The sequence below is a fragment of the Methylobacterium oxalidis genome (assembly GCF_007992195.1).
Lineage (GTDB): Bacteria > Pseudomonadota > Alphaproteobacteria > Rhizobiales > Beijerinckiaceae > Methylobacterium > Methylobacterium oxalidis.
Map to the genome: position 1 here is coordinate 63489 of NZ_BJZU01000049.1, position 17120 is coordinate 80608.

The window sequence follows — 17120 nt, forward strand, 5'->3', positions numbered from 1 at the left end:
CGGACCTCAGCGTGCGCTACCCGCCCCACCTCCTCGATGAGATTCGCGCCCGGCTGCCGGCCTCCGACGTGATCGGCCGGCGCGTCCGGCTGAAGAAGGCGGGGCGCGAGTGGCGCGGGCTGTCGCCCTTCAACGCGGAGAAGACGCCGTCCTTCTACGTCAACGATCAGAAGCAGTTCTACCACTGCTTCTCGTCGGGCAAGCACGGCGACGTCTTCACCTTCCTGATGGAGACGGAAGGTTTGAGCTTCCCCGAAGCCGTGGAGCGGCTGGCGGGGGAAGCCGGCGTCGCGCTGCCGGCGCCGAGCGAGGATGCCCGCGCGATGGAATCGCGCCGCCGCGGCGCGATCGAGGTGATGGAACTCGCGGCCTCCTACTACGAGGAGCAGCTGCGCGCACCGGCGGGCACCGAGGCCCGGCGCTACCTCGACCGCCGCGGCCTCGGCCCCGAGATCCGCGCCCGCTTCCGCATCGGTTATGCCGGACCCGAGCGGTACGGCCTGCGCGATTTCCTCGCCGCCAAGGACGTGGGCAAGGACCTGATGGCCGAGCTGGGCCTGCTCTACGCGGGCGAGGACGTGGCCGTTCCCTATGACCGCTTCCGCGATCGCATCATGTTCCCGATCGCCGACATCCGAGGGCGCGTCATCGCCTTCGGCGGCCGCGCGATGCAGGCCGACGCGAAGGCGAAGTACCTGAACTCGCCGGAGACGCCGCTCTTCCACAAGGGGCAGGGCCTCTACAACCTGCATCAGGCTCGCAAGGCGGCCCACGATCGCGGCACGATCATCGCGGTCGAGGGCTACGTGGACGTGATCGCCATGACGATGGCGGGGCACGCCAACACGGTGGCGCCCCTCGGCACCGCCCTGACCGAGGAGCAATTGGGGCTGCTCTGGCGGCAGGCGGACGAACCGATCCTCTGCTTCGACGGCGACAGGGCGGGGCAGCGCGCGGCCTTCCGGGCGCTCGACGTGGCGCTGCCGATGCTGGAGCCGGGCCGGTCGCTCCGCTTCGCTCTTCTGCCGGAGGGCCAGGACCCGGACGACCTGCTGCGCTCCGGCGGGGCGGCAGCCATCGACCGGGTTCTGGAGGCGGCCAAGCCCCTCGTCGAGGTGCTCTGGGCGCGCGCGGTCGAGGCTGGGCCGATCGACACGCCGGAGCGCCGGGCGGGCCTCGCCAAGAGCCTGCGCGAGACGGTGGCGGTCATCCGGGACGAGACCGTCCGGCGCTACTATCGCGACGAGATCGAGGAGCGGCTGCGGGCGCTCTCGCCGCGCGCCGCGCACGGGCGTCCGAATTTTCAGGCCGGCGCGCGACCGGGCGGATTTCAGCGCCGCCCTGGGCGCCCGGGCGAGCTTCCGGCCTCGCCGCGCCTCACCGTGGCCCCGAGCCCGCTCCTCGCGCGCTCCACCGGCTTCGCGGGCGGCGGCAGCTTCCGCGAGGCGATGATCGTCGGAAGCCTCGTCGCCCATCCGGAGCTCCTCGGCATCAACGTCGAGGAGCTGGCCGAGCTCGAGCTGGAGGATCCCGACGCCGCGTCGCTCCGCTCGTTCCTGCTCGACCGCGCGGCGGAGGCCGCAGCGGTCGATGCCGGACTCGTCGAGAGCCAGCTCGGTCGCGCCGGACTCGAGGAGGCGGTCGCGCGGCTCGCCGCCCGGGTTCGTCCGGGCGACCGCTGGGCGCTCGACCCGCACGCCGACACTGTGCGTCTCGAAGACGCATTGCGTCAGGCTATGATCTTGCACCGCAAGGCCGGAGCGCTACATAGCGAACTCCGTCAGGCCGAGCGGGCTCTGGTCGAAGAGGAAACCGAGGCCAACTTCGCGTGGCTCTGCGACGTGAAAGCACGCTTGGCGGTGGTTGCTGGAGCGGAGGCCGAAGCGGACGTGCCGGAGACGATTGACTCGACCGCGCCGTAAAGCTGGTGCAAAGGCGTCGGGGCGACGCTCCGCCGCCGCATAGTTAACAATCGGTCAAGCGTCTTGCTTGCATACCGGATGTAGGATCGAGGCGGCCGGGTCGCGAACCGGTCGCGGTTCACGCGCATTGCGGTGTCGGTGGCGCGGAGCGGCCCGAAAGCTCCCGCATCGCACCGCCACGAAAACAATAGGCTGATCATGGCGACGAAGGCAACTGAACGGGACGAGACGGACGCCGCTCCGGCGGAACAGACCGACGGGCCGCTCCTCGACCTGACGGATGCCTCGGTGAAGCGGATGGTGAAGCTCGCGAAGAAGCGCGGCTACATCACTTACGAGGAGGTCAACGAGGTTCTGCCGGACGGTCAGTCGGATCCGGACCAGATCGAGGACGTGCTCGCCCAACTCTCGGAGATGGGCATCAACGTCGTCGAGGCCGAGGAGACGGACGAGGCGGCGACCGAGCGGCCCGCCAACGGCGAGGCCGCCGAGGACGACGAGGCGGCCGAGGGCACCGAGGTGGCCGAGGTCTCGCCGGCCCGCGCCGTTGCGGTGCGCTCCGAGACCACCAAGGAGCCGACCGACCGCACGGACGACCCCGTGCGCATGTACCTGCGCGAGATGGGCTCGGTGGAGCTCCTCTCCCGCGAGGGCGAGATCGCCATCGCCAAACGCATCGAGGCCGGCCGCGAGGCGATGATCGCGGGCCTCTGCGAGAGCCCGCTGACCTTCCAGGCCATCATCATCTGGCGCGACGAGCTCGTCGACGGAAAGGTGCTGCTGCGCGACATCATCGACCTCGAGGCCACCTACGCGGGCCCCGACGGCAAGAACGCGCCGCAGATCGCCGAGGGCGAGGAGAGCGAGGATTCCGAGGCGCCGACGCCCCCGGAGGGCGGCGACGACGAAGACGACATGGAGAACAACGTCTCGCTCGCCGCCATGGAGGCGGAGATCAAGCCCCGCGTCCTCGAGACGTTCGACGCGATCGCCGACAACTACCGCAAGTTGCGCAAGCTCCAGAACGAGCAGGTCGCCCGCAAGGCGTCCGGCGAGGCCACGACCGCGGCGCAGGGCTCCAAGCAGGCCGAGCTGAAGGACATCGTCGTCGCGGACGTGAAGTCCCTCTCGCTCAACAACAACCGCATCGAGGCGCTGGTCGAGCAGCTCTACGACATCAACAAGCGGCTCCTCTCCCACGAGGGCCGCCTGATGCGCTACGCCGAGAGCCACGGCGTCGCCCGCGACGAGTTCCTGCGCCACTACCAGGGCTGGGAGCTCGACCCGAACTGGATGGAGCGCGTCGGCACGCTCGGCGGCAAGGGCTGGAAGAACCTCGTCGAGAAGGGCAACCGGCAGGTCACCGACCTCCGCGAGCAGATCCTGACGCTCGCCTCAGAGACGGGCCTGGAGATCGGCGAGTACCGCAAGATCGTCAACATGGTCCAGAAGGGCGAGCGCGAAGCCCGTCAGGCCAAGAAGGAGATGATCGAGGCGAACCTCCGGCTCGTCATCTCGATCGCCAAGAAGTACACGAACCGCGGCCTGCAGTTCCTGGACCTGATCCAGGAGGGCAACATCGGCCTGATGAAGGCGGTCGACAAGTTCGAGTATCGGCGCGGCTACAAGTTCTCGACCTACGCCACCTGGTGGATCCGGCAGGCGATCACCCGCTCGATCGCCGATCAGGCCCGCACCATCCGCATCCCGGTGCACATGATCGAGACGATCAACAAGATCGTCCGCACGAGCCGCCAGATGCTGCACGAGATCGGCCGCGAGCCGACCCCGGAGGAGCTGGCCGAGAAGCTCGCCATGCCGCTCGAGAAGGTGCGCAAGGTCCTCAAGATCGCCAAGGAGCCGATCTCGCTCGAGACGCCCATCGGCGACGAGGAGGACAGCCACCTCGGCGACTTCATCGAGGACAAGAACGTCGTCCTGCCGATCGACGCGGCGATCCAGTCGAACCTGCGCGAGACGACGACCCGCGTGCTGGCCTCGCTGACCCCCCGCGAGGAGCGCGTGCTGCGCATGCGCTTCGGCATCGGCATGAACACCGACCACACCCTGGAGGAGGTCGGCCAGCAATTCTCGGTGACCCGCGAGCGCATCCGGCAGATCGAGGCGAAGGCGCTGCGCAAGCTGAAGCACCCGAGCCGCTCGCGGAAGCTCCGCAGCTTCCTCGACAACTGAGCGGGGGCTGGTCCCTGCCATCGTCCCGGGGCTGCGTGAGCGGGCCCGGGCGCCATGAACCGCCGGCATGGCCGAGTTTCGCCTCGCCGGTGGGACGTCTTCGAGACTGATCGTCCGCCCGGGCACGCGTCCCGACGTTTCCATTTCTGGTTTCGGACGGTCGTCGGTAATGTTCGCGCGCCGCGGGCCGAATCCGGCCGCGGCCATTGTCGCTGACGCGTCGCACCACCACCTTGGCCGTATGCTCGATCGTGGCCCCCAGAAGACGCCGTCGTCCCCGACCGCCGAAGCGGACGGGTCGGAGGCCGAGGGCGTACCCTTCGGACACCTCCAGGATTGCGTCGGCCTGCGCGACTGGCTCCTCAGCGAGGGCACCCGGACGCTCGCGGCCGACGATCTCCTGGCGGGGCTCGCGGAGCGCCTGAACGAGCTCGACGTCCCGGTCGACCGGGCGAGCACCGCGATCGACACCCTCCACTCCGAATATGCCGGCGTCGGTCGCACCTGGAGCCGAGAGGAGGGGGCGACGGTCCGCCTGTTCCCCCACGGCGAGGCGTCCGACAAGGCGTACCGGGCGAGCCCCTTCTACACCGTCCACCAGACGGGAGACTGGCTGATCCTCGACCTCGCCGAGACGCCGGACGAGACCTACTCCATCATCCCGGAGCTCAAGGCCGCGGGCTATCGGCACTACCTCGTGGCGCCGCTCATCTTCACCAACGGCGCCCGCAACGGCATCACGTTCGCCACCCGCGCGGCGGAAGGTTTCCGCGACGACCACATCGCGATCCTGCGCTTCGTCATGCCGACGCTCGCCGCGGTGATGGAGATGCGCCTCGTCAACAAGCAGCTCGACCAGGTGCTGCGCATCTACGTGGGCGACGAGCCGCACCGGGCGATCCTGTCGGGCGCGATCCGGCGCGGTCACGTCCAGCGCATCCGCTCCGCGATCCTGTTCGCCGACATGCGCGACTACACGCACATCTCGGCCGACATGACTCCGGAGGAGGCGGTCGACCTCCTCAACATCTTCTTCGACTGCCTCGTGCCCGCCATCGAGCGGGAGGGCGGCGAGATCCTGAAATATCTCGGCGACGGCCTGCTCGCGATCTTCCGCGAGCCGGGCGACGATCTCGGCGGGGCGGCCAAGGGCGCGCTGACGGCGGCGGAGGCCGCGCTCGCCGCCCTCGACGAGGCGAACGGGCTCGGGCGCTTCGCGAACCCCGTCGCGGCCGGCATCGCGCTGCATCACGGCGAGGCCGCCTACGGCAACGTGGGCTCTGGCGCCCGGCTCGACTTCACCGTGATCGGCCGCGACGTGAACCTCGCGAGCCGCCTCGCCCGGCTCAACCGGACGTTGGGCGAGCCGCTCCTCATGTCGAAGCCCTTCGTCGACTTCCTATGGGGCGATCCGGAGCCGCTCGGCATCCACGTCCTCGATGGGTTTCCGGAGCCGATGGCGGTCTATCGGCCGGGAGCGCGGGCTGCCGCGAGCCGGCGGCGGGCTTGACCCGGGAGGGCGGAACGTCCAAATCTCATCCTGTTCCAGGGAGATCCCCGGCAAGGGGCTGAGAAACCGATGGGCCGTCCGCGTCAGGACGGCGGCGCGGAAATCCTTCGAACCTGATCCGGCTCATACCGGCGTAGGGATTGGACCGCGGGTTTCCGACAAGGACCCGGTTGCTTCCGAGAGAAGCTGAAGGACACCAATCTCTGCGGGCTATCGCGGAGGGTACTCCTTGGCATCCGTGCCGACCTCACCCATCGGACTTCGCCGCGCGAGGCAGGCCGCCGCGGCACCGGCGGACCTGCCGGACCGTGCCGACATCCTCGTCGTCGGCGGCGGCCTGATCGGCCTGTCGATCGCGTGGCGCCTCGCTGAATCCGGCCGCTCCGTCGTCGTGCTGGAGCGCGAGACGCTCGGCGCGGGCGCGAGCCTCGCCGCCACCGGCATGCTGGCCCCGGCCGCCGAGCACGAGCCGGGCTCGGACCCGCTGCTGCCCCTGGCCCTGGAGAGCCTGCGCCGCTGGCCGGGCTTCCGTGACGCGCTCCAGGCGGCCTCGGGCACGCAGATCGATTACCGCGCGGACGGCACGTTGGTGATCGCGGTCGGCCGAGATGAGGTGGACCGCCTGCGCTTCCGCTACGATCTGCAGCGCCGCTCCGGCGTCGCCGCCGAGTGGATCAGCGGCGCCGACGTCCGCCGCCGGGAGCCCATGCTCCGGCCGACCGTCACGGCGGGCATCGCCTGCCCCCTCGACCATCAGGTCGACCCGCGGCTCGTGATGTCGGCTCTGGCCTCGGCCTGCGTCCGGGCCGGCGTCAGGATCGTGGAGCGCGCCCCGGTCACCGCCCTCGACTGGGCGGGGGGCCGCGTCGTCGGCGCCCGGACCGAGGCCGGCCGTGTCGCGGCCGGGACCGTGATCCTCGCCACGGGCGCCTGGAGCGGGGAGGGCGGCCTCCTGCCCGACGCCCTGTCGCTGCCGGTGCGGCCGATCAAGGGCCAATCCCTCGCCCTGCGCACCACGCGCCATACGAGCAATCTCTCGGGCATGGTCTGGACCGAGCAGGTTCACCTCGCCCCGAAGAGCGACGGACACCTCATCGTGGGCGCGACGGTGGAGGATTGCGGCTTCCGGGCCGGCGTCACCGCGGGCGGGCTCTACGCCCTCCTCGAGGGCGCGCGCCGGGTCCTGCCCGGGGTCGAGGAGATGGAGGTCGAGGCCGTGTGGAGCGGCTATCGCCCGACCTCGGACGACGATGGCCCGATCATCGACACGCTGGCGCCCGGCCTCGTCGTCGCCACGGGCCACCACCGCAACGGCTACCTTCTGGCACCGGCGACCGCCGATGCCGTGGCGGAGCTCGTCGCGGCGGGCGCGCTGCCGGGTTTCGCGCGCGCCTTCGGCCTGGGCCGCTTCCGGGAATCTCACACCGTGAGGGCCAGCGCATGAAGCTCACCGTCAACGGCCAGCCCCGCGAGCGCGAGGCCGCCGACATCGAATCCCTGTTCCGCATCGAGGCCGAGGAGACCGGCATCGAGAGTCCGCAGGGCATCGCCATCGCGCTGAACGGCCGGGTCGTGCGCCGCAAGGACTGGGCGGGGACGCCCGTCCGGGAGGGCGACCGGATCGAGATCGTGCGCGCCATGCAGGGAGGCTGACCCATGACACCGACCGACACCGTCACGCCGCTCCGCCCGCCCGAGGAGGACGGCCTCGTCATCGCCGGCGTGCGCCTCTCCTCGCGCCTTCTCATCGGCACGGCGGGCTATCCGACCCAGGCGATCATGCGCGAGGCGGTCGCGGCCTCCGGCGCCGAAATCGTCACCGCCTCGATCCGCCGAGTCTCGCTCCAGGGCCACGGCTCGGACACGGTGCGCATCCTGAAGGGCTACCGCTTCCTGCCGAACACCGCGGGGTGCGAGACCGCCCGCGACGCCATCATGACGGCCGAACTCGCCCGCGAGGCGCTCGACACGAACTGGATCAAGGTCGAGGTGATCGGCGACCGGGAGACGCTCTACCCGGACGTCGCCGAGCTGATCGAAGCCTGCCGCCACCTCGTCGACGAGGGCTTCGTGGTGCTGCCCTACTGCAACGACGATCCGGTCGTCTGCCAGCGGCTCCAGGACATCGGCTGCGCCGCCGTCATGCCGATGGGTTCGCTGATCGGCTCCGGGATGGGGGTGGCGAACCCCGCCAACATCGAGCTGATCTGCCGCCGCGCCAGCGTGCCGGTGATCGTCGATGCCGGCATCGGCACGGCCTCGGACGCGGTCATCGCGATGGAGCTCGGCGCCGCCGCATGCCTCATCAACACGGCCGTGGCCAAGGCCGACGATCCGGTGCGGATGGCGCGGGCCATGCGCCTTGCCGTCGAGGCGGGGCGCTGCGCGCACCTCGCCGGCCGCATCCCGCGCCGCGGGCGGGCCGACCCGTCGAGCCCGCAGCTCGGCCTCGTGGGCTCGTGAGGCGCCTGCCGGGGCCGCTCCTCGCGATCACCGACCATCACGCTTGCCGGTACGGCCTCGGCGTGATGGTCGACGCGCTTCTCGACGGCGGCTGCCGCTGGATCTGGTTCCGCGACACCGACCTCGCATCCGACGAGCGATGCCGCCTCGGCGGGGACCTTCTCGCCCGCGTCCGGCCGCGCGGAGGTCGCCTGACGATCGGGCGGGACGCAGCCCTCGCGGCCGCCCTCGGCGCGGACGGGGTGCACCTGCCGGGCGGCACCGGCCCGGCCGAGATCGAGGCCGCCCGCCGCATCCTGCCGGCGGATGCCCTCGTCGGCGTCTCGGCCCACGGCCCGACCGATCTCTCTCGCGCGCGCGACGGCGGCGCCGATTACGCGACGCTGAGCCCGGTCTTCGAGAGCGTGAGCAAGCCGGGCTACGGGCCGGCGCTCGGCGCGGCGGGCCTCGTCGAGGCGTGCCGCCTCGGCATCCCCATCGTCGCGCTCGGCGGCGTCACCCCCGCCACCGCGCCCCTGTGCCGCCGGGCCGGCGCCACCGCGGTCGCGGCCATGGGCGGGCTGATGCGCGCGCCCGACCCGGCCGGCACCGCGCGCAACCTCCTCGCCGCCTGGGAGCGAATCTGAGGCCGCCGCTCACAGGATCATGACGCTGCCGGCTGCCCGGCGGCCCCGGTGCGGTCGCGCGGCGGGGCCGTCCTCGCGTATACGCGGATCCGACCGAGCGGGGGCGGGATCGATGCACACGGCGCGAACATCCTTCGGCTGGCGCTGGATCGGGCGTGCCCTGCGGCTGCGCCGCGGCCAGATGATGCAATTGCTGCTGGTGGTCGCGGCCGGATACGGCGCCGGGCTCGTCTTCCCCATCGCGACGCAGCGCATCGTCGACGCCATCGTGGCGGGCCGGGCCGACCTGCCGCTCGCCGGCCTCGCGCTTCTCGCCGTGGCCGCCATCGCCGCCGAGGTCGTCCTGTTCTCCCGGCGCCAGACGCTGGTGATCGGGCTCGGCACCTTCCTCGACCGGCGGATCTCGCGGCGCGTCTTCGCGCATCTGCTGCGCGTCCGGCTCGACGGCGCCCGCTTTCGCTCCGGCGAGATCCTCAACCACTTCCAGCAGGTCACGAAGATCCGGGATTTCGTCCTGCATCAGGTGCCCAACGCGGTGATCGACGCGGGCGGCGCCGTCGTGGCCCTCGGTCTCGTCCTGCACTACGACGGGGTGATCGCCATCGCCCTCGTCGCGGCGGCGCCCGTCATCATCCTCGTCGCGAGCAACCAGATCAGCGAGATCTGGAAATCGGCGGAGGCCCACTACAGGGCGATGGGTCACCGGAACAGCACGCTGGCCGAGACGGTCAACGGGCTCGTCACCGTGCGGTCGCTCGCGCTCGAAGCCTCGCGCATGCGGCGCTGGGAGCGGGTCACGGCCGTGGCGCTGGCGGAGCTGCGCACCGTGATGGACCTTCAGCGGCGCTACGGCGTGCGCGCGCAGGCCGTCTCCCGCGGCATGACGCTGCTCGTCATCGGCGTCGGGTGCTGGCGCATGTACGGCGGCCACCTCTCGGTCGGCGAGTTCCTGGCGATCCAGGTCGTGGCGGCGCGGATCACCGGGCCGCTTCTCGGCAGCGCCGACATCCTGCGCATGACGCAGGAGGTCAACGTGGCGATCGAGCAGGTCCGCGGGCTCCTAAACCTCCCGACGGAGCGCGCCCGGCTCCACCCGCCCCTGCGCCGGCTCGGGCCGGGCGGGATCCGGATCGAGGGCGTCGCGCTGACATATCCGGGCTCCGACCGGCCCGCCCTGCGGGACGTCAGCCTCGACCTGCCGGAGCGCGGCATCGTCGCCGTCGTCGGCCGCAACGGGTCCGGCAAGTCGACTCTGCTCCGGATCCTGCTCGGTCTGCAGCGCGACTATACGGGGCGCGTCGAGGTCGGCGGGGCGGACCTGCGCGACTACGATCCGCGCTGGCTGCGCGGCCGGATCGGCGCGGTGGATCAGGACACCGTCCTGTTCTCGGGCAGCGTGGCCGACAACCTCGCGGAGCGGCGGCAGGACGAGGCGGCCGTGCGGGAGGCGCTGCGCTTCGCGGGCGTCCTGGGTACCGTCGAGGACCTGCCGGAGGGGCTCGCGACGGAACTCGGCGAGAGCGGGCGCAGCCTGTCGGGCGGCCAGCGGCAGCGCATCTCGATCGCGCGCGCGGTGATCCGGGACCCCGCCCTGGCCATCCTCGACGAGCCGACGGCCTTCCTCGATCCGGAAGCGGCCCTGGCGCTCGAGCGCAACCTCACCGCCTGGGGCAGCGACCGCCTCCTGATCCTCGTGACTCACAATCTCGCCGCCGTGCGACAGGCCGACCAGATCGTCGTCCTCGACGAGGGGCGCGTGCTCGGGACGGGCCGGCACGAGGACCTGATCCGCCGCGTGCCGGTCTACGCGTCCCTGTGGGACGACCACACCCGCTCGCTCCGCGAGCACGCCGGCGCGGGCTCCGGCAGGGCGCCGGTCCCCGCCTGACGGATCAGCGCACCGCCGGGCCGTAGGGCGGGCGCGGGATCGCGCGGTGCGCCGCGCGCAGGGCCGCCGACCAGCGCTCGCGCAGGTCGTGGAAATAGGGCTCGCCCGCCTCGATCCGGTGGCTGACCTCGAGGTCGAGAGCGTTGCGCCGCGCAACCGCCACGTCGATGGGCAGGCCGACGCCGAGATTCGATCGCATGGTCGAATCCATCGAGACGAGGCCGACCTTGAGCGCGTCGTAGAGGTCGGTCGCGTAGGTCACGGCCCGGTCGAGGATCGGCTTGCCGTACTTGTGCTCGCCGATCTGCAGGAAGGGCGCGTCCACGCTGCACTCGATGAAGTTGCCCGCCGAGTAGATCAGGAACAGCCGCATCGGCTCGCCGCCGATCTGCCCGCCGAACAGGAAGGACACCTCGAAGCGGAGATTGGCGGCGGCAAACCCCTCCCGCTCGATGGCGCGCACGCGGCGGATCGCGTCGCCCACGAGCTGCGCCGCCTGGAACATGGTCGGCGCCTCGACGAAGCGCATCGGCGGCTCGCCGTCCGCGCCCGGCACGCCCTCCGCGAGAAGGCTCAGCACCGACTGGGTGACCGAGAGGTTGCCCGCGGAGGCGAGCATCATCACGCGCTCGCCCGGCACGTTGAAATGGTGCAGTTTGCGGTAGGTGGATATGTCGTCGAGCCCCGCATTGGTGCGGGTGTCGGCGATCATCACGAGACCGTCCTCCACGAGGAGCCCGACGCAGTAGGTCATGGCACGGTACCTTCCTCAGCGCCGTCCTGACGGCGCCCGCATCAGGATTGCGTAGCGGCCTGTGCTTGCTCCACCCGGAGGTGCACGTCCAGGGTTTCGGTGCCGCCCCCGGTACGGCTGCCGCGGATCGGGGCGGCGCCGAGATAGTCGAGGCCCGTGGCGACCCGGATGTAGGCTTCCGTCGTGCCGATGCAGTTCGACGGGTCGAACCCGACCCAGCCGAGGTCTGGCACCAGCGCCTCGGCCCAGGCATGCGCCGCCTTCTGCTCCGCCTCGCCGTCCTCGCGCCGGAAGTAGCCGGAGACGTAGCGCGTCGGGATCTCGAGGTGGCGTGCCGCCGCGATGAAGACGTGGGTGAGGTCCTGGCAGACGCCGCGCCCGACCGCGAAGGACTTCGCCGCGCTGGTGCTGGCGCTGGCCGGGCCCGGCTCGAAGCTCATGGTCTCGCAGACCGCGCCGAGCAGCCGGTGCAGGGTCGCCAGCGCGTCGCGCTCGCCCGAGGAGGCGACCCGGCGGGCGAGGTCCTGGATCTCGTCGCTCGGGGCCGTGAGGTCGGTCTCGCGCAGGTAGAACGGATCCGGCAGGCGCTCGACGGCGCCGCGCACGATGCCGTGGGTCTCGTTGGTGTCGACCTCGCCGGCGACCCGGATCACCAGGGCGTCCGCCGGCTCGTCGGGCGAGAACCAGTGGACGATGTTGCCGAACCCGTCCTCCCGCTCGGTCAGGTGCCCGTCGACGGAGGGCTCGATCCGCCAGCGCCGGACGTACTGCCCGTCGTGGTCGCGCGGGGTCATGCGCAGCACCTGGATCAGGCCGCGGGCCGGCTGCTCGTAGCTGTAGATGGTCTCGTGGACGACGCGGATTCGCATGGGGAGGATTCTGCCCGTGTTGCCCGTCTCAGACCAGATACTGCTCGGTGATGGCCGCGCCGACCCGGTTGTTCTCCCCGATGAAGGCGGTGACGAACTCGTGCAGGCCGGCGGCGAAGATGCGGTCGATGTCCTCGCTCTCCAGGCGCGCCAGCAGGTTGCTGGCGAGCCGCTGGCTGGCGCCGCGGCGGCCGTAGGCGTCGGCGATGAGGTCGAGGTGCTCCACGACCATGCCGTAGCAATTGGCGAAGGAGCGCGGCATCTGCCGGTTGAGGATCAGGAGATCGGCCACGAGCAGCGGCTTGATGCTCTCCCGGTAGACCCAGTGATAGGCGTTGAAGGCCGAGACTTCGCGCAGGATCGTGGTCCACTGGAAGTAGTCGAGGCTGCCGCCGACCTTCTCGTGGGCGGGAAGCAGGATCTGGTACTTCACGTCGAGGATGCGGGCCGTGTTGTCGGCCCTTTCCAGGCCGGTGCCGAGGCGCGTGAACCAGTAGGCGTCGTTGCGCAGCATGGTCCGGTAGGCCGAGCCGTCGAAGGTGAGCGAGATGCCCTTCACCCATTCGAGGAAGCGGGAGAAATCCTCGCGGTTGAGGTCACGCCCCTCGTAGTTGCGCAACTCCAGCCACGCGCCGTTGATCGTATCCCACATCTCCGTGGTCAGCGCCGTGCGCACGCTGCGGGCATTCTCCCGCGCCGCCTCGATGCAGGAGCGGATCGATGAGGGGTTCTGCGGGCTGAAGGCGAGGAAGTTGCTCACCGTGTCGGCGTTGATCCCGTCGTAGAGCGGCTTGAACACCTCCGGGTCGCCCGCCGAGGCCAGCGCGGAGGCCCACTCGTTGGTCTCCCCGCCGCCGTAGTTCGTCGGCAACGAGGCGAGGCGGTGCGCCGCGTCGAGGATGCGCGCAACGAACTCGGCGCGCTCGACGTAGCGCGAGAGCCAGTAGAGGTTGTCGGCGGTGCGGGACAGCATGGTCGTTTCGCTAGCGATCGGTCGGTTGGAGGCCCCTCGTCGGAGGGTGCGAGGGGAGGTGCCGCATCTTCAGGCAGCCGTGGCTGTCCGATAAAGCGGCAGGCTCACCCGTCGAGCACCCAGGTGTCCTTGGTGCCGCCGCCCTGGCTGGAATTGACGACGAGCGAGCCCTCCTTGAGCGCCACGCGGGTGAGGCCGCCCGGCACGATGCGAATCTCGTCGGCGCCGCAGAGCACGAAGGGCCGCAGGTCGACGTGGCGGGGCGCGACGCCCGAGGCGACGAAGGTCGGGCAGGTCGAGAGCGAGAGGGTCGGCTGCGCGATGAACCCGTCCGGCGCGTGCCGCAGGCGGCGGCCGAACTCCTCGATCTCGCGCTTCGTCGCGTGGGGGCCCACCAGCATGCCGTATCCGCCGGAGCCGTTCACCTCCTTCACGACGAGCTCGGAGAGGTGGTCCATCACGTAGGCGAAGGCGTCCTTCTCGCGGCAGCGGTAGGTCGGCACGTTGTGCAGGATCGGTTCCTCGCCGGTGAAGAACCGCACGATCTCCGGCATGTAGCTGTAGACCGCCTTGTCGTCGGAGATGCCGGTGCCGACCGCGTTGGCGAGGGTCACCGTGCCGCGCTCGTAGGCGTTCATCAGGCCGGGCACGCCGAGCACCGAGTCCGGGCGGAACACCAGCGGGTCGAGGAAGTCGTCGTCGAGGCGGCGGTAGACCACGTCGACGCGGCGCGGCCCCTCGGTGGTGCGCATGTAGACCGTGTCGTCCTTGGTGAAGAGGTCGGACGCCTCGACGAGCTCGACGCCGAGCTTGTCGGCCAGGAACGAGTGCTCGTAGAAGGCCGAGTTGTAGCGGCCCGGGGTCAGCAGCACGACGGTCGGGTCGCGCGTCGCCGTGGTCGGGGCGAGGCTGCGCAGCGTCGCGAGGAGCGCGTCCGGATAGTTCTCCACGGGCGCAACCCGGTGCCGGGAGAACAGGTCCGGGAAGAGCCGCAGCATCACCTCGCGGTTCTCCAGCATGTAGGAGACGCCGGAGGGCGTGCGCGCGTTGTCCTCCAGCACGAAGAAGTCGTTCTCGCCCGTGCGCACGATGTCGATGCCGGCGATGTGGACGTAGAGGTCGTGCGGAACCCGGAAGGCGCGCATCTCCATCCGATAATGGGCGTTCCGGTAGACGAGGTCGGCCGGGATGACGCCGGCCTTGAGGCATTCCTGCGCCCCGTAGATGTCGGTGAGGAAGGCATTGATCGCGGTGACGCGCTGCTTGAGGCCGCGCTCCAGGAAATTCCACTCGGGCTTCGTCAGCACGCGGGGGATGATGTCGAACGGGATCAGCCGCTCGGTCGACTCGTTGTCGCCGTAGACGGCGAAGGTGATGCCGATGCGCCGGAACAGCAGCTCCGCCTGGCTGCGCCGCGTGTGGAAATGCTCCGGCGGGGTGGCGTCGAGCCAGGTCTTCAGCTGGCTGTAGGCTTCCCGGATGGCAGCCGGGCTGCCCTCCAGACCGCTCATCTCATCGAACGCGACGCGTGCCATCTTCCGCCTCCCTGGCCTGTCACGCTAGAGGCAAGAGGCGCGCCACGCAAAGGGAAAGCCACTAGGGACAGTTGAAAGGACGTGGGAACCGCGGCTTTGTCAGCGGATGGGCAGCGCTCTCCAGCAAAGGCGCAGAGTTGGGGCACCGAGCCGACAGCGACGAGGATCGAAAGAACGGATCTGTACTTCGGCGAGACTGTCGCGCCGAAGTGCGGCCTCGCCCGCGACGGTTCGGCGACCGTCGCGCGCAGTCGTCGCGCCCGACGTCCCGGCGCGCGGTCAGATCAGCTTGAGCCCCTTCAGGCTGGCATGCCCGTCGCGCCCGACGATGATGTGATCGTGGACCACGATGCGGAGCGGATCAAGCGCGCCGATGACCTCGCGAGTCATCTTCACGTCGGTGGCCGAGGGGGTCGGGTCGCCGGAGGGATGGTTGTGGGCGAGGATGATGGCGGTGGCCGAGAGTTCGAGCGCGCGGCGCGCCACCTCGCGCGGGTAGACGGGCGTGTGGTCGACCGTGCCGTGCCCCTGCACCTCGTCGGCGATCAGGTGGTTGCGCTTGTCAAGGAACAGGATCCGGAACTGCTCCCGCGGCGAGAACGCCATCGTGGCCCGGCAATAGTCGAGCACCGCGCTCCAGGAGGAGAGCAGGGGCCGCTCGTTGAGGGCGCCGCGGGCGAGGCGGTGGCCCGCCGCCTCGATGAGCTTGAGATCCGCGATCACGCCCGGCCCGATGCCGTCCACCTCCGCCAGCCGGGCCGGCTCGGCGCTGACCACCTCCGCGAAGCTGCCGAAGCGCCGGATCAGCGCCTTGGCCAGCGGCTTCACGTCCCGCCGCGGGATCGCCCGGAACAGGGCGAGTTCGAGAAGCTCGTAATCGGGCAGAGCCGCGGCGCCGTGCTCCGCGAAGCGGGCGCGCAGCCGCTCGCGGTGGCCGAGATAGTGCGGGCCGTCCTCGTCCGCGGATGCCGCCGCGGGCCTCGCGCCGGCATCCTCCCCCGGTGCGCCGGGCGGCTGGCGGCCCACGGCCCGCCGCCTCAGGCGGCGGGCTGCGAGGGCTGGTGCAGGCCCTTCGGCGAGGTGGTGAAGATCTCGACGCCGGTCTCCGTGACCGCGACCGTGTGCTCGAACTGCGCGGAGAGCGAGCGGTCGCGGGTCACCGCGGTCCAGCCGTCCGACAGGACCTTCACGGCGGGCCGGCCGAGGTTGATCATCGGCTCGACGGTGAAGAACTGGCCGGCCTTGAGGGGCACGTCGTAGCTCGGCTCGACGTAGTGCAGGATGGTCGGCGCGTCGTGGTAGGTGCGGCCGAGGCCGTGCCCGCAGAAGTCGCGCACCACCGAGCAGCGCTCCGCCTCCGCGTAGGCCTGGATCGCCCGGCCGATATCGTTGGTGGAGCCGCCGGGCCGGATCGCCGCGACGCCCCGCATCAGCGCCTCGTAGGTGATCTCGCACAGGCGCTGCGCCTTGCGCGGCACCTCGCCGACATAGGCCATCCGGCTCGAATCGCCGTGCCACCCGTCGAGGATGAGGCAGATGTCGAGGTTGACGATGTCGCCGTCGCGAAGGGGCTTGTCGTTGGGGATTCCGTGGCAGACCACGTGGTTGATCGAGGTGCAGATCGACTTCGGGTAGCCGCGGTAGAACAGCGAGGCCGGGTAGGCCCCGTGGTCCATGGCGAACTCGTAGGCGAGGCGGTCGAGATGTTCCGTCGTCACGCCGGGCTGCGTCGCCTCCATCAGGAGGTCGAGCGCCTCGGCGGTGAGGCGGCCGGCGCGGCGCATCCCCTCGAAGTCCTCCGGTCCGTGGATCGGCGGTTCCTGGGCGCGCCGGGCACCCTGCGCGGCGACTTGGTCTTGCTGGGTCATCGAGGAGACGTCTTGCGGGAAGCGGCGGTGGCGGAGACCCTATGTACGGTGTGCGCGCGAGGACGCCAAGCCGACGGGGCGCACGCAGCGCAGGCACGAAGCGGGCCGCGCACCCCTAGGCTTGCGGGCCCGGAGAGGCTAGAGGCATGGCCGTCCGGGGGCGCGGCGCCCTTCGGGCGCGAATCTCCGGCGGGATTCGCTGGATCGTGGGCCCGGCCTCGCGCAGGGCCCGACGAAAGGGCAGGGCAGCGCGATGGCTGACAAGGCGGTACCGCACTTCCACAACGACATCGGCGCGAGCGCCATCGACGTCGGCTCGCGGGAGTTCATGTGCATCGGGGCGCTGCCGCCCTTCGACCATCCGCACGTCTTCCTCGACATGGGCGCCGACCACGAGATCATCTGCCAGTACTGCTCGACGCTCTACCGCCACCGCCCGAGCCTGAAGGCCGGCCAGGCGGACCCGCCGTCCTGCGTCTGGGACGATCACGCCCGGACGGCGGCCGAGTAGGCGGGCCG

15 protein-coding genes and 1 riboswitch are annotated in these 17120 nt (G+C 70.8%); of the genes, 9 read left to right on the forward strand and 6 right to left on the reverse strand.

Annotation, left to right across the window (positions count from 1 at the left end):
- Positions 1-11: 11 nt before the first annotated feature.
- The 8 genes from dnaG (at position 12) to MOX02_RS13160 (ending at position 10602) form a co-directional block, all read left to right on the forward strand.
- A complete protein-coding gene (dnaG, locus tag MOX02_RS13125) occupies positions 12-1922 on the forward strand; it encodes a DNA primase (protein ID WP_147026240.1) in 1911 nt (636 codons plus the stop codon).
- Positions 1923-2120: 198 nt separating this feature from the next.
- Positions 2121-4115, forward strand: coding sequence for an RNA polymerase sigma factor RpoD (rpoD, locus tag MOX02_RS13130; protein WP_147026241.1), 1995 nt, complete (start codon positions 2121-2123; stop codon positions 4113-4115).
- 241 nt (positions 4116-4356) lie between these two features.
- Positions 4357-5625: an adenylate/guanylate cyclase domain-containing protein gene (locus MOX02_RS13135; RefSeq protein WP_147026242.1), complete on the forward strand. Its 1269-nt coding sequence runs from the start codon at positions 4357-4359 to the stop codon at positions 5623-5625.
- A gap of 28 nt (positions 5626-5653) precedes the next feature.
- Positions 5654-5783, forward strand: a riboswitch (TPP riboswitch).
- Positions 5784-5854: 71 nt separating this feature from the next.
- Complete coding sequence (gene thiO, locus MOX02_RS13140) at positions 5855-7069, forward strand: glycine oxidase ThiO (RefSeq protein WP_147026243.1); 1215 nt, start codon at positions 5855-5857, stop codon at positions 7067-7069.
- Entirely contained in the window at positions 7066-7278 is a 213-nt protein-coding gene (gene thiS / locus MOX02_RS13145) for a sulfur carrier protein ThiS (protein ID WP_147026244.1), read from the forward strand. The genes thiO and thiS overlap by 4 nt, the downstream gene beginning before the upstream one ends.
- Positions 7279-7281: 3 nt before the next feature.
- Positions 7282-8088, forward strand: a complete 807-nt coding sequence (locus MOX02_RS13150; RefSeq protein ID WP_147026245.1) for a thiazole synthase — start codon at positions 7282-7284, stop codon at positions 8086-8088.
- A complete protein-coding gene (locus tag MOX02_RS13155; protein ID WP_147026246.1) occupies positions 8085-8714 on the forward strand; it encodes a thiamine phosphate synthase in 630 nt (209 codons plus the stop codon). The genes MOX02_RS13150 and MOX02_RS13155 overlap by 4 nt, the downstream gene beginning before the upstream one ends.
- Before the next feature lie 112 nt (positions 8715-8826).
- The gene (locus tag MOX02_RS13160) at positions 8827-10602 is read left to right on the forward strand and encodes a peptidase domain-containing ABC transporter (protein WP_170267850.1); all 1776 of its coding nucleotides are present in this window, start codon (positions 8827-8829) and stop codon (positions 10600-10602) included.
- A 4-nt stretch (positions 10603-10606) separates the two neighbouring features.
- Here MOX02_RS13160 and MOX02_RS13165 read toward each other — a convergent pair whose 3' ends face one another.
- The 6 genes from MOX02_RS13165 to map form a co-directional block, all read right to left on the reverse strand.
- Positions 10607-11356 (reverse strand): proteasome-type protease, encoded by a 750-nt coding sequence (locus MOX02_RS13165; RefSeq protein ID WP_147026248.1) that lies wholly within the window; start codon positions 11354-11356, stop codon positions 10607-10609.
- A gap of 41 nt (positions 11357-11397) precedes the next feature.
- A complete protein-coding gene (locus MOX02_RS13170; RefSeq protein ID WP_147026249.1) occupies positions 11398-12225 on the reverse strand; it encodes a transglutaminase family protein in 828 nt (275 codons plus the stop codon).
- A gap of 28 nt (positions 12226-12253) precedes the next feature.
- Positions 12254-13198 carry an alpha-E domain-containing protein gene (locus MOX02_RS13175; protein WP_147026250.1) on the reverse strand — a complete coding sequence of 315 codons (945 nt, stop codon included), beginning with the start codon at positions 13196-13198 and terminating at the stop codon, positions 12254-12256.
- Positions 13199-13302: 104 nt separating this feature from the next.
- Positions 13303-14733, reverse strand: a complete 1431-nt coding sequence (locus tag MOX02_RS13180; protein ID WP_147026251.1) for a circularly permuted type 2 ATP-grasp protein — start codon at positions 14731-14733, stop codon at positions 13303-13305.
- A gap of 279 nt (positions 14734-15012) precedes the next feature.
- Entirely contained in the window at positions 15013-15774 is a 762-nt protein-coding gene (radC, locus tag MOX02_RS13185) for a RadC family protein (protein WP_373866742.1), read from the reverse strand.
- Positions 15771-16601, reverse strand: coding sequence for a type I methionyl aminopeptidase (gene map / locus MOX02_RS13190; RefSeq protein ID WP_147026253.1), 831 nt, complete (start codon positions 16599-16601; stop codon positions 15771-15773). Before map ends, radC begins: the two co-directional genes overlap by 4 nt.
- A gap of 253 nt (positions 16602-16854) precedes the next feature.
- On the opposite strand from map, the gene MOX02_RS13195 reads away from it, so the two are divergent.
- Entirely contained in the window at positions 16855-17112 is a 258-nt protein-coding gene (locus MOX02_RS13195; RefSeq protein ID WP_147026254.1) for a zinc-finger domain-containing protein, read from the forward strand.
- Positions 17113-17120: the final 8 nt, after the last annotated feature.

Excerpts from the sequence above, each read along its gene's own strand:
- rpoD (WP_147026241.1), top strand. The coding sequence starts at position 2,121 with ATGGCGACGAAGGCAACTGAACGGGACGAGACGGACGCCGCTCCGGCG.
- MOX02_RS13135 (WP_147026242.1), top strand. The coding sequence starts at position 4,357 with ATGCTCGATCGTGGCCCCCAGAAGACGCCGTCGTCCCCGACCGCCGAA.
- thiS (WP_147026244.1), top strand. The coding sequence starts at position 7,066 with ATGAAGCTCACCGTCAACGGCCAGCCCCGCGAGCGCGAGGCCGCCGAC.
- MOX02_RS13150 (WP_147026245.1), top strand. The coding sequence starts at position 7,282 with ATGACACCGACCGACACCGTCACGCCGCTCCGCCCGCCCGAGGAGGAC.
- MOX02_RS13160 (WP_170267850.1), top strand. The coding sequence starts at position 8,827 with ATGCACACGGCGCGAACATCCTTCGGCTGGCGCTGGATCGGGCGTGCC.
- MOX02_RS13165 (WP_147026248.1), bottom strand. The coding sequence starts at position 11,356 with ATGACCTACTGCGTCGGGCTCCTCGTGGAGGACGGTCTCGTGATGATC.
- MOX02_RS13170 (WP_147026249.1), bottom strand. The coding sequence starts at position 12,225 with ATGCGAATCCGCGTCGTCCACGAGACCATCTACAGCTACGAGCAGCCG.
- MOX02_RS13175 (WP_147026250.1), bottom strand. The coding sequence starts at position 13,198 with ATGCTGTCCCGCACCGCCGACAACCTCTACTGGCTCTCGCGCTACGTC.
- MOX02_RS13180 (WP_147026251.1), bottom strand. The coding sequence starts at position 14,733 with ATGGCACGCGTCGCGTTCGATGAGATGAGCGGTCTGGAGGGCAGCCCG.
- map (WP_147026253.1), bottom strand. The coding sequence starts at position 16,601 with ATGACCCAGCAAGACCAAGTCGCCGCGCAGGGTGCCCGGCGCGCCCAG.
- MOX02_RS13195 (WP_147026254.1), top strand. The coding sequence starts at position 16,855 with ATGGCTGACAAGGCGGTACCGCACTTCCACAACGACATCGGCGCGAGC.